This window comes from Vibrio sp. OY15 (assembly GCF_000742455.1).
GTDB classification, from domain to species: Bacteria; Pseudomonadota; Gammaproteobacteria; order Enterobacterales; family Vibrionaceae; genus Vibrio; species Vibrio alginolyticus.
In genome coordinates this window covers 1-12,141 of record NZ_JPIL01000007.1, presented here as the reverse complement: position 1 = coordinate 12,141, position 12,141 = coordinate 1, and the positions used below count along the sequence as shown (strand labels likewise).

The following is a 12,141-nucleotide window of genomic DNA, read 5'->3' as shown; positions in this document are numbered from 1 at the left end:
ATTATTAAAGAGTTATTCGTTGCGAAAAATGGTGTTTATAACAAAATACTTTTGTTATAAATGATGAAAGTGCGCAGTTAAGAAAGGGGATGAAATGTTAACCCGATCAGATGAATTAGAGATTCTTATGGCAGTTGTGGATAGTGGTGGATTTTCTTCCGCTGCTGATGCACTAGGTATTCAAGTCGCTAGGGTATCTCGTGCGGTTAGTAAAGTTGAATCACAGTTGGGGGTAACCTTGCTGAATCGCACGACGCGCAGAGTGGAAGTTACTGAGGAAGGGCATCAGTTTGTTGAAGCGGTTCGGTTAGGTTTACTACAAATACAGCAAGCTGAAGAAGAGATCATCACACGAGGTGAATTACCCAAGGGGCGCTTAAGAGTTGATGCCGCTAGCCCATTTGTTTTACATCAACTCGTGCCGTTAATTCAGCCATTTAAAGAGGCTTATCCTGATATTCAACTCGATCTTACCTCTAATGAGGGTTTTGTGGATCTATTGGAAAAAAGAACCGATGTGGCGATACGTATTGGACGATTATCGGATTCAACACTGCATGCTAAACCTTTAGGAACAAGCCCACTATTTATCGTTGCCACGCCTGGTTATTTATCTAAACGAGGTTTCCCTGAAGCGGTGAGCGATTTGCGCAGTCATAACTTGATCGGTTTTTCTGGCGCTAAAGTGTTAAATCAGTGGCCATTACGAGGGTTTGAGATGATAGAGCCTGATACCCTATCCAGCAGTGGTGAAACGGTTAGACAGTTAGTGCTGGCAGGGAACGGCATTGCATGTTTATCTGGCTTTATGGTGAAAGATGATCTTGATTCTGGACGGTTAGTGGCATTGTTTGAATCGGAAAAAATCACAAATACTGGACGAGAACAGGTCAATGCTGTCTTCTACAAATCTTCTTCAGTCTCTAAACGTATTTCCGCGTTCATCGACTTTATTCAACCAAGACTTACTTTAAAATAACTCTATTATTGTTGTTTTAACAAAAGAGTTTTGTCGTTATTGCAGCTTTTGTTTTTCCAAGTGCCAAGCCTAGCGTGCCACCCCCTTAGTAAGGTGGCACATATTTTTATTTGATCTTAGTTAAAGCGTGGCAACACGTACTGAGCGATCTGTTCCATTGATTTATCAATTGGTTGGCTATTACGACGGAAATGCAACCCGATGTGATTGACTCCTGCTTCTTGCATTTTTTCTAGCTCATCGCTCAAGCCATTGACTCCGGCCCGGATACCAAAATGATGCCGAACGACTGGTGCATTTGGGTTATCGACTAAATCAAGATGAATAAAGCTGGCGTAGGGTTTGTTTCCCGCTACGGAGCGCCAAAGTGCAACGCGGTGTTCATGATCATCAGGTGTGCCTGGGTAGGCGAGCCAGCCGTCTAGGTTTTCTCCTATCCATTGTGGACTTTGCTGCGCTAACCCTGCGACATAGATAGGAATATCAGCAAACTCGGGTAATAACTGTAGATCGTTACCCAGCTTATCATTTTGCGTATCTTTCAAAATCTCTACACTTTCTCGAAAAGCTGAGCCACGGCTGTCAAAGTTGGCGTTAAAAACGGGATATTCACTAGGACGGTCTCCACTAGCCACACCGAGTATCAGGCGGTCACCACTTAACTCGTTGATGGTCGCAGCGGCTTTTTTCACTAGCCAAGGTTGTCTTAACGGTAATACTATCGCTGCTGTCCCTAGTAGAATGTTGTCGGTGCACGCAGAGAGATAGCCAAGATAACTGAACGGTTCATAAATTTGTGCCGCGTCTCCAAAGTTAGGGTCGTACAACGGGACATCTCTCACCCACGCTACGTTAAAGCCTAACTTATCGGCTAACATAATACGCTGTTTATGTGCACTCATGTCTGGTACGCCGAACGGTTTTCGTTGGAGCAGCCGTTTTTTCTGGCCTTCTTGGGTCCAGTCATTATCTAGGGGGAGCTCAACACCGATGGTGAATCTGTTACTTAAATCTTTATGCATTATGAAGCCTGACTATTACTTTGAGTACTAGGAGGCAAGGTGCCTCCCTGATATTCAGGACACTATGAGATTTTTGTTGTGAGAAAAAGCGGCAAAAAGACAAAAGTGTTTTGCCACAAACAGCGGTGGTCTTTAAAGGAACTGGTGGTTCTCTACCTTGATTTCTTGCTTGATGAAGTCAATAAAAGAGCTGATCCGGCGTGAGGTACTGGCATTTTTGTAATACACCGCATGAACTGGCTGTTCGACATTATGCGTGTGTTCACTAAGCACGCCCACTAAGCGACCAGCTTGTCGGTCAGAGTAGGTCATAAAGTCAGACAGGCAAGCTATCCCCGCACCATGTAAGGCTAAACATCTTAGCGTCTCGCCATTATCAGATCTTAGGCTACTCATAATACGCAGAAGTTTGTTCTTATCATCCATGATCGGCCATTCCTTAAGATACTCCGGCTTGTTGAATCCAAGTAGCTTGTGATTGAGTAACTGATCTATTGAGGTTGGAGTACCATGTTGTCTTAAATACTCTGGACTCGCGACGATTCGAATCCGACTTTTACCAAGAAATATCGCGCGCATGGTTGAGTTTTGTAGCTCACCGATACGAAAAGCAATATCGGTTTTTGTTCCTAAAAGGCTAATATTTTCCTCATTGGAATTGAGATCGATTTCGACTTCTGGATACAAGCTCTGATATTTAGCAATGTGCGGCGTTAGTACGTGCAGTAAGAAGGGGGTAGCTGCGTTTATTCGTAGGAGGCCAGAAGGCTTATATTTCTGGCTTTTCAGTTGTGCTTCGGCATTCTCTACTGCTTCTACAATATGTCTGACTTTATCGAGGTATATCGTTCCTTCATTAGTAACATCTAACTTACGGGTTGTGCGATTTAACAAGGTCGTTTCGAGTTTGGCTTCTAGCCGAGATACCGATCGACTCACCGCCGAGACGGTCATCGATAACAGTTCAGCCGCAGAGCTGATTGAACCCGTATCGACCACGGCCATAAAGGTGCGCATTTCATCTAGAGTAGCTTTCATTGTTGAATATATTTCAAATTAGATTTGAGTATTGTTAACTTTACGGAAAATTTCTTGCGGCGTAAAGTTTTGCTTCGAATCAACTATAAAATCGATAATTCAGGAGATTTAGATGAAAGTACCATCATTTGGCGTCGGCACGTTTCGTTTAGAGGGTGAAGTAGTTAAGGATTCAGTCCGTAATGCGTTAGAAGTGGGTTACCGCGTAATTGATACTGCACAGATTTACGGTAATGAGGCAGAAATCGGTGAAGTATTGACACAGTCCGGTATTGCACGTGATGAGCTATTCATTACGACCAAGATCTGGGTTGATAACATGAACACGGAACAACTCATTCCAAGTCTAAAAGAGAGCTTAGAAAAGCTAAATACAGATTATGTGGATTTGACCTTGATCCACTGGCCTGGCAATAACAATAACTTGAACGAATACATGGCTTCATTACTTGAAGCTAAATCGCAAGGGTTAACCCGTAATATTGGCGTATCCAACTTTAATATTGACTTGTTGCAACAAGCGATAGAAGTGGTCGGTAAAGAGAATATTGTTACTAACCAAATCGAGCTTAGCCCTTATTTGCAAAATCGTAAGTTGGTCAGCTTCATGCAGGAAAACGATATTCAGGTAACGTCTTACATGACCTTGGCATATGGGAAAGTACTTGGGGACCCAACTATTGCAGGTATTGCTGAGGACTATCAGGCCACGCCCGCTCAAGTCGCGCTTGCTTGGGCTTTGTCAAAAGGTTACGCGGTGATCCCGTCTTCAACTAAACGAGAGAATTTGGCAAGTAACCTGAAAGCACTTGAACTTAATCTGAGTGAAGAGACGATTGCAAAGATAGATGCGTTGGAAAGAAATGGCCGCGAAGTAAACCCTGAAGGGCTAGCGCCTGAGTGGGATGATTGAGTGAGTTTCACGGGAAATCATTGTCTAAATGACACCTCTGCAATCGCTGACTTCCTCAGCGTTTGACGGTAGTACAACACCATAGACGATAACGGCTCGCTTGTCTGACGATAGTGCGAGCTTTTATCTTTTTGGCCTATTAGTTTACTGTATTCTCCCGGCCTTCAATTTGGCCGGGAGACGTCATTTAGAGAACAGTTACCATTCGATTGTAGAGCCATCAAATACGCGGAAGCTTCCGGATTGCTCAAGTGTTAGCTGTTCTGCGACCGAAACAATACCAGCAACACTTTCCTCGGCAGAAAAGGTTGCGTCCTCACCGCCCATATCGGTTTTTACCCAGCCGGGATGAACTGCGACAGTTTTTACTCCTCGCGATTCGAGATTGCGTGCTGCTGATACTAGAACCTGATTAAGCGCTGCTTTAGATGCTCGATAACTGTACATGTTACCTGAACTGTTATCGCTTAAACTCGCAACTCGGGTTGAGATTCCCACGATGGTTTTGTGCTGACTTTTCGCAACGTTGTCTTGTAGTGCTTGAATTAGCAGGGCAGGTGCGACGGTATTTATGTTTAGTACTTCTAGCCATTTTTTCTGGGTCATTTCGCCAAGCGTTGCACACTCTTCGCCTAATACACCTGCATTCAGAATTAAATGATCGAGCGGACGATCCGCTAATCGAGTGGCTAACTGATCGATATCTTGTTGGTTAGTGACGTCTAGAGCCATCAGTTGAAGTTGATTAGATTGGGTTACTAGTTCATTGAGCTGCTTAGCATTTTCTGGTGAACGACAAGTTGCGATAACTTGCCAACCTTTTCCAAGGTAGTGGCGGACAAATTGCAAGCCTAAGCCACGGTTAGCGCCAGTGATTAATACAGTAGACATCGCTTCTCCTACGTTGTTGAGTTGAACAACGACCATATTAGAGGCGACGTATAAGCATGTAATCAAAACAGTATAAAAATGGCCTAGAATTCGACATTGTCAAACCTTAAAGTTTGAGAAAGATGCTGGCAAAGTGTTTTAGCCTAGTGACCGTCAGTTCGGAGGCAGCACCGCTGACACCTGCAACAGCAACGACCTTACCATCCAAGTAAAGGGGGATCGCTAAGCAATTGAGGTTTGGCTCTGCCTCTTCTAAATCGAGTGCGTAACCTGATAATACAACCTGATTAAGTTCAGTTTCTAACGTGGGGGATATTTGGCTTTCAAGGCGCAATGTTCGGCGAAGCTCATCATCAAAACTAAGAAAAACCTTGCCGATCGCAGATGTTGTGAGTCCTTCTCGTTTCCCTCTCGGGCTACGGATAGTAAGAGGGTTATCCTGCTCTATAGCATCGATATACAAGTACTCTTTAGCGCCACTTTGTACAGCGAGGTAAGCAGTGTTGTTAGTCATTTGGGCCATTTTTTTCAGCAATGGAACAAAATGTTGTCGGATAGCTTCGTTTTTTTGTTCAATCGGCTTAGACAGTTCATAGCATCTAAACCCTAGGCTGTAGCTATGGTTGTGTTTGGATACATATCCAAGAGAGTGTAGAGTCGCAAGTAACCCGTGAACAGTCGTCTTATTTAACTGGATCGCATTACTGATCGTCTGTAATGATAGGGGAGACTCACTCATCGAGAGCAACTCGAGGATTAGAAAACCTCGCTCTAGAGACTGAATGTTTTTTCTTGCCTTGGGCACAAAGACTCCTTGATGATGGTGTTGCATCTGAATGGCTTACTGATGCTTCCACCTATAACAAACCACTACGCTGGTGGTTTGGTTTTATTAGAGAATATACTCAGCACTTAAACTGATCGGCTCGTTGTATGCGTCCACAAGGGAGTTTTTTCCTTGCTTCTTAGCATTGTATAACGCTTGGTCTAATATCGAATAGAGCTCATCAAAGTTGGTGAGTGGCATTGAGGTTGATAGATAGGCCAGACTCGCAGATATATTCAATTGATGGTCATTAAGCGAATGTACACTCTTTTCTGAAATTGTTTTATGCAGACTTTGTATTCTAAAGGGAACGTCAATCTCATCGACGTTTTTCAATAGCAAGATAAACTCTTCTCCACCTAAACGACCCAAGTAATCTCCCTTATTAAGTTTAGCTTTAAGCGCTTTGCATACCTGTTGTAGTACTAAGTCGCCAGTCGGATGACCGTACTGATCATTAATCGCCTTAAAGTCATCTAGATCGATTAATGCTAGAACGTAGCGGAAGTCTCCTTCCGCTTTGGAGGTTTGGCTTTTAATCGTCTCTATAATTGCCGCTCTGTTTAATGCACACGTTAAGCTGTCTATTTTGGCTTTTAAGCGTGTTTGTCGCTGAACCATCAATGCCAGAGCGAGGAGAATCAATAAACAGAAAACAACAAAATTATAAGTGCGTTGTTGGTCTGTGAGTTTTTCAAACTGGTACTGACTTAGAAGAGTTTCGTTGTTCAACTGCGCGACTTGTAGATCATATTCATACTCTTTTTTAGAGAGATCTAGTGCCTCTAACGCCTTGATATTACTCGCGTCTCGGTTCGTTAGTTCAATCGTCGAGTAGGCCTTGTGATGCTCCAGTGCCTTTTTGTAATCATTTTGAGCTTGGTATGCTTTTGAGAGGAGTAATTGGGCTTGCGCTTGCAATAAGGGCCTAGCGTTTTTTACCGCTAATCTTAACGCAATTGTACCGTGTTCAATCGATTTTTCGGGTGTATGGTTCTTTAAATATGCCAATCCAGCAGCCAAATGACCCTCTGTTTCAAGGTGCGTATTCTCATAAGTTTGGGCAATGTTTAATGCTCTTCCAATGTAATCTACCGCGGTATCCAATTGCCCAGAATCGGCCAAAGCAGCAGATAACCCTAAATAGGTCAACCCTTGCCCGTATGGATAATGAAGTTGTTCGAGAATCGTTAATGCATTTTTGTAGTGGCTGATGGACTTATCGAGTTCTTTGCATTTTCTGTACATCGCTCCTAGACTATGTTCGACTTGCGCAACTTCAAGAGGTGTCCCTTCATCTTGGCGAACCAGTAAGGCTTGAATGAGATATTGCTCTGATTGTTCAAATTGCCCCAGCTCTGCAAGTAAATTGCCGACGTCATTGTAAATCCCTGAAGGATCGCTTTGCGTCGACATGTTGGCCATCAACTGTCGATACAAACTTAAGGCTTTTTCATAGTCACCGCGGTAATTGTAGTTATTTGCTATTACGCGCAAAGCAAGATCAACAGGGAAGTTTTCTTGATGCTTATGATTTAAGTGGCTCTCTAAGGATGAGCAATAAAAGTTTGCTTTGTGATAACGACCTTGTTGATTCAGCGTATAACAAAGTTGATAGTTCATCAGAGCCTTGCCTTCGGAATCGGATATTTTCTTCATTGTCTGTCGCAAAGAAGAAAAGCTATCTACTGAGGCCTCGTAACTACCATGCTTACGTTCCTTTAAGGCAAGAATATATTCTGATTCTAATTGAGAAAAACGGTTGTCTAAGACTTGACTGCTGCCGTAGTAAGGCTGATTTATGTTTGACATATATTCATAAATCAATCCACTTACGTAGAGCTTTTCGCTGTCCGATTTCGCTGTATGGTAGCGATCTTGAAGCATGCTCAATGCCGACTCAGGGTTGCTTCGTAGTGTGGTTTGGTAGACAGAGTGCCACTGTGTGATATTTTGGTTTGGTTCAATATCTTGAGTGTCGCTTGCGTATGCTGGAGTGAGCAAAAGTGACGCAAGCAAGGGATAGAGCACGCGCATGTTTAAACGAGCCTTTAATTTAAGGTGCCTTTAAAGTTGAGTTATCATAGCGCTTTTAACGCATCAGCGTTGTGATTAAGTTGGGTGTACTAAGAAAAAGAGCAGTAAAACTATGTACTTGGTCGAGATATTGAAAAAAGAGGCATAAAAAAGAAAGACCTCAACATAAAGTTGAGGTCAGAAATCTTTAATCAATGTAAAGCTTTGCTAGATCTTGAGGCTCCATTTCTTTGCCTTCTAACTGATCGTTCCAGTTAGTTCCAACAAGAACACCATCTTCAGCAAGAGTCAAAAGCCAATCCTCAACAAAGATATCTAATGGGATTTCTAGTACAGTAAAATCTGCCCATTCTTCAACATTATGTGCTTCTGCATCTTCTTTAGAAGACCAGAAAGGCATGACTTCGCTGTTTTCGAATTCAGTTGAATCGCAAGATAGCCAACCTTCTTCATTGCGTAAACCCCAAACCAATTGGTTTTCTTTCGTTTCTGCAACAAAAAGGTCAAGGTTCGCTTGGATATCTGATGTAAGTTTGCTCATTTCAAAACTCTCGTTGTTATGACGTGGCTAGAGTAACACTAAAGTGCCGATTCCTAAAGCATAATACGGTTGTCGAAATGAGTAAAAATAAAGGAGCCGAAGCTCCTTTTCTGAGGTTAAGTATTCACTCGTTTTTGTTTGCTTTATGCTCACAGAGCAAACAAAAACAGGTACTTTACCTTTCTGGAAGAGTTGTGAATATTGTCCACTCTCTTTTTATCTCGCCTTTGTAACCAACGACTGATGCGGTTACTCGACGATTTAAAGCATGGCTGACTTCATCGGTCCCTTGCTGTGCTAAGTGAGTGTCACCAAAACCAACAATGCGGACTCTACTCGGTTCGATTTCGTAGCTTAGTAGGGCTTCACGGACATTGCGTGCTCGTCTTTCAGAAAGATCTTGGTTATGCTTTGAACCACCAACTTTACTAGCATAGCCGTGCAGCTCTATCGAAGTAGTAGGGTACTCTTTTAAAAAGTCGGAAAGCTCTCGAACTTGTCTTCTGAAGACTGGATTGATCTCATCAGAGTCGTTAGCAAAAAGTATCCGCACTTGCATGTTATCTGATGCTTTAATGTATTCTCCACAACCGTCGTTGTCGACCTCTGAGCCTTCAGGTGTACCTGGGCACATATCTCGAGCATTGATGACACCATCGTTATCGTCATCTTGCAAATCTGCTATTTGTTCTGCATTTGGTACAGGACGATACTCATATTCGTCTTCAGCAACAACGTGTTGAGTGATGGCGAGCATACCCAATGCAAATAGAATCTTCACTGGTTTCATGATCAGTACTCCACCTTTTCATTCCATTCTGTAGGTACATCGACACGCAAGGCATTTAACAATTGGCCAGTCGCGTTCATAACGCGGTACTTGGCGTACTGCTCTGAGTATCGAGCATCCAAGTAGTTCTTTCTCGCTTCGAAAAGTTCGTTTTCAGTATTTAACAAGTCCAGCAGAGTGCGTTTTCCAATGCGATACTGCTTTTCGTAGGCGATGACAGTTTCAGAGGCCGAATCTACGTGATCCGCTAGGAACTCTTTTTGTTGAAGTGTTAAATCTAACGCACTCCAAGATAGACGAAGACCTTCTTCGACTTGGCGGTATGCACGTTCTCTTAAGTCTTTTGCTTTATTTAGTTGGTAGGCAAAACTTTCAGCGTTGGCTACGTCACTACCACCGTTAAAGAGGTTGTAACGCATGCGCAACATCGCTGTTGTCTCTTCGCTGCTTCCTTCAATACCGCTTGCATCATCACGCCATGTTTGAGCCGCTTCTACCGATATCGTTGGGTAGTAAGCTCCCTTAGATTGCTTGTATTGGAACTTTGCAGAGTCCACATCAGCTACCGAGATTTTGATTACTGGGTGTGACTCGAATGCCAAGTCAATCGCTTCATCGATGGTGTAGGGAATAAAGTTTTGGTCCGCTCTTGGGAAAATCAATCCTTGTGGTGACTGTCCGACAAGGCGTGTAAAGGTGGTGTGGCTGTCATATAAGTTGTTCTGAGCTGCCACCAAGTTACCGTGAGCCTTTGCTAAACGAGCCTCTACCTGGGTTAGGTCTGCTGTAGAACCGATACCTGAGTTAACTCGCTTTTTAATGTCTTCATAGATCTTCTTATGCACTTTCAAGTTATTCTCGGAAAGTGTAAGAATTTCATAAGCTTTTACTGAGTCTAAATAAACTTTCGCGACCTCTAGAGCGGTGTCTTGGGCATCAGCTAGAAGTTGATAACGGACCGATTCAGCATCAGCTGCTGTTCGATCCATATCATTAAGTGTCGCTGAACCATCCCATATTAGCTGGGTTAGTGTCACGGTGGCTTCTTTTCTTGTCAGATCGGTTGAATCTCGCCCTGACTCTGCAGGTTTGATTCCTTCGTAACCGATACCGGCATCTAAGTCTACGGATGGGAGGTAAGCACCACCAGATGCTTCATTCACATACTGCTTGCTAACGAATTCATTGAACGCACTTTTGATGTCAGGATTGGTTTTTAATGTGTTTTCAACCGCTTGCTCTAGCGTTTGCCCAAAAGCATGACTAGCGGTGAACATACCAATACAAAAGGCGTTGGCACGAGTCCACTTCACTGTGATTCTCCTAGATAATGGTAAAAATTCTCGAGGTGATAGGGCTTATAAGTGGAATACTTATAAGGGCGTCAATAATTTAGCGCACAATAACATTAATATGCGATGAAGTAACCTGTTGATTCGCTGTTCATTTGTTTCAATTTTGATAAATCAACCTACTAAATCTGCCTAAAAATTGAATTAAGATCTCAAATTAAACATGGAGGTAATGGCTAGAAACGAGAGTCCAGATTTTAATAAAATAAAACACTTATGCATCTGGATTCTTATTGATGTATGACACATAATTACTTTATTGAGCATCAAATTGCTGTTATTGCACTATATATTCGGGCAATATATAGCAAATTAGTATTGTTAGTCAAAAACTTGACAGTTATTTAGGGTTAAGGTTTATATGGATCGTACAGCATTAGTGCCACTCGGTAATCAAGTCGTCGTAATAGGTTTGGATGGGCAGCTGAGAGTCCTTGCAGAAGGACAGCAGCCTCTACCAGGTGAAGTGATAGTGGCAATGACAGATGCTGCGCCTCAAGACCTGAAAATTCAGCTTGCTCAAGAGCAAGGTTTAAAAGATATTTCAGACGATGTAGCACAGATTATTAGTGCTATTGAGCAAGGTCAAGACCCTTCTGCTATTGATGAAGAACTCGCACCTGCAGCGGGTGAAAATAGTGGCTCCAGTTTGCAAAATAGTGCCACGATTGTACGAGATGGTACTGAAGTGCTAGCCTCAACAAACTTTGAAACTATTGGCCTAGAATCCCTCGGCTTATCTGAAACACAAGCGTTGACCTTAAATGACTTCTTCACAACAGGTATCGAGACAAGTGGGGATGGCTCAAGTAAGCCACTTACTAATTCTCCAGTGACATTAAGCGCTGTTGAGGAAGATAGCGATCCAATCACGATAACTACTGAAGAATTACTATCGAATGTCAATATTGATGATGCCGATACTCTTGTCATTACAAACGTCACTATTGAGAGTGGGAATGGCACCTTAATTGATAACAGCGATGGCTCTTGGACTTACATCCCAGAAGCTGATGATGACACTGAAGTGTCATTCTCCTATGACATCATTGATGATGGTGGTGTTATTAATGGCACTGCTAACTTAGATATTACGCCTGTTAATGACGCGCCAATAGCAACTAATGATGCGATTCAAACTGACGAAGATTCCCTGGTTGTAATTGATGTGCTCGCTAACGACAGTGATATTGAAGGTGATGATTTAATCATTACCTCTGCTTCTGTACCAGAAGAGCAAGGTATCGTTGAGATTATCGATGGTAAGCTTGTTTTCACTCCGGCTGAAAATTTCAACGGTAATGCAACGATTAGCTACACCATCTCAGATGGTGAGTTAGAGGATGAAGCTCAAGTTTCGGTAACAGTAAACTCAGTTAACGATGCGCCTATTGCCTCTAATGATACAACAATTACAGAGGAAGATAGCTCAGTAACGATTGATGTCCTGCCAAACGACACCGATATTGATGGTGATAAGCTGTCGATTGAATCAGCGTCTGTGCCGAGTGACCAAGGTTCTGTCGAAATTATTGATGGAAAACTGGTGTTCACACCGGCTGAGAACTTCCATGGTGACGCTGTAATCTCTTACACCGTGACCGATGGTTCGCTGACTGACCAAGCGACGGTCAACGTCACCGTAAATGCGGTGAACGACACGCCTGTGGTTGAAAGCAGCATTGCAGACCAAGCCTTGGCGGAAGACTTTACGCCATACAGCATCAATCTGAATACCGCTTTCAGCGATGT

11 protein-coding genes are annotated in these 12,141 nt (G+C 43.0%); 3 read left to right on the top strand and 8 right to left on the bottom strand.

Going from position 1 to position 12,141, the window contains the following annotated elements; all coding sequences use genetic code 11:
• Window positions 1–94 precede the first annotated feature (94 nt).
• Window positions 95–979: a LysR family transcriptional regulator gene (locus IJ23_RS09675; protein ID WP_033906135.1), complete on the top strand. Its 885-nt coding sequence runs from the start codon at window positions 95–97 to the stop codon at window positions 977–979.
• Window positions 980–1,095: 116 nt separating this feature from the next.
• Here IJ23_RS09675 and IJ23_RS09670 read toward each other — a convergent pair whose 3' ends face one another.
• A complete protein-coding gene (locus IJ23_RS09670; RefSeq protein ID WP_033906134.1) occupies window positions 1,096–2,001 on the bottom strand; it encodes a TIGR03571 family LLM class oxidoreductase in 906 nt (301 codons plus the stop codon).
• Between the two features lie 132 nt (window positions 2,002–2,133).
• A complete protein-coding gene (locus IJ23_RS09665; RefSeq protein ID WP_005377343.1) occupies window positions 2,134–3,039 on the bottom strand; it encodes a LysR family transcriptional regulator in 906 nt (301 codons plus the stop codon).
• A gap of 112 nt (window positions 3,040–3,151) precedes the next feature.
• Here IJ23_RS09665 and dkgB point away from each other — a divergent pair, with 112 nt between their 5' ends.
• Window positions 3,152–3,952, top strand: a complete 801-nt coding sequence (gene dkgB, locus IJ23_RS09660) for a 2,5-didehydrogluconate reductase DkgB (protein WP_017821668.1) — start codon at window positions 3,152–3,154, stop codon at window positions 3,950–3,952.
• A gap of 198 nt (window positions 3,953–4,150) precedes the next feature.
• Here dkgB and IJ23_RS09655 read toward each other — a convergent pair whose 3' ends face one another.
• The 6 genes from IJ23_RS09655 to IJ23_RS09630 form a co-directional block, all read right to left on the bottom strand.
• Complete coding sequence (locus IJ23_RS09655; RefSeq protein ID WP_033906133.1) at window positions 4,151–4,843, bottom strand: SDR family oxidoreductase; 693 nt, start codon at window positions 4,841–4,843, stop codon at window positions 4,151–4,153.
• Window positions 4,844–4,949: 106 nt separating this feature from the next.
• Window positions 4,950–5,648 carry an IclR family transcriptional regulator gene (locus tag IJ23_RS09650; protein WP_017635969.1) on the bottom strand — a complete coding sequence of 233 codons (699 nt, stop codon included), beginning with the start codon at window positions 5,646–5,648 and terminating at the stop codon, window positions 4,950–4,952.
• A gap of 87 nt (window positions 5,649–5,735) precedes the next feature.
• Window positions 5,736–7,706, bottom strand: coding sequence for a tetratricopeptide repeat-containing diguanylate cyclase (locus IJ23_RS09645; protein WP_033906132.1), 1,971 nt, complete (start codon window positions 7,704–7,706; stop codon window positions 5,736–5,738).
• 187 nt (window positions 7,707–7,893) lie between these two features.
• Window positions 7,894–8,247, bottom strand: a complete 354-nt coding sequence (locus IJ23_RS09640; protein WP_005377352.1) for a DUF2750 domain-containing protein — start codon at window positions 8,245–8,247, stop codon at window positions 7,894–7,896.
• A 175-nt stretch (window positions 8,248–8,422) separates the two neighbouring features.
• Complete coding sequence (locus tag IJ23_RS09635) at window positions 8,423–9,037, bottom strand: OmpA family protein (RefSeq protein WP_033906131.1); 615 nt, start codon at window positions 9,035–9,037, stop codon at window positions 8,423–8,425.
• Between the two features lie 2 nt (window positions 9,038–9,039).
• Window positions 9,040–10,350, bottom strand: coding sequence for a TolC family outer membrane protein (locus IJ23_RS09630; protein ID WP_017821962.1), 1,311 nt, complete (start codon window positions 10,348–10,350; stop codon window positions 9,040–9,042).
• Window positions 10,351–10,750: 400 nt separating this feature from the next.
• On the opposite strand from IJ23_RS09630, the gene IJ23_RS09625 reads away from it, so the two are divergent.
• Window positions 10,751–12,141: cadherin-like domain-containing protein (locus IJ23_RS09625; protein WP_033906130.1), on the top strand; the 1,391-nt coding region annotated here is incomplete at its 3' end.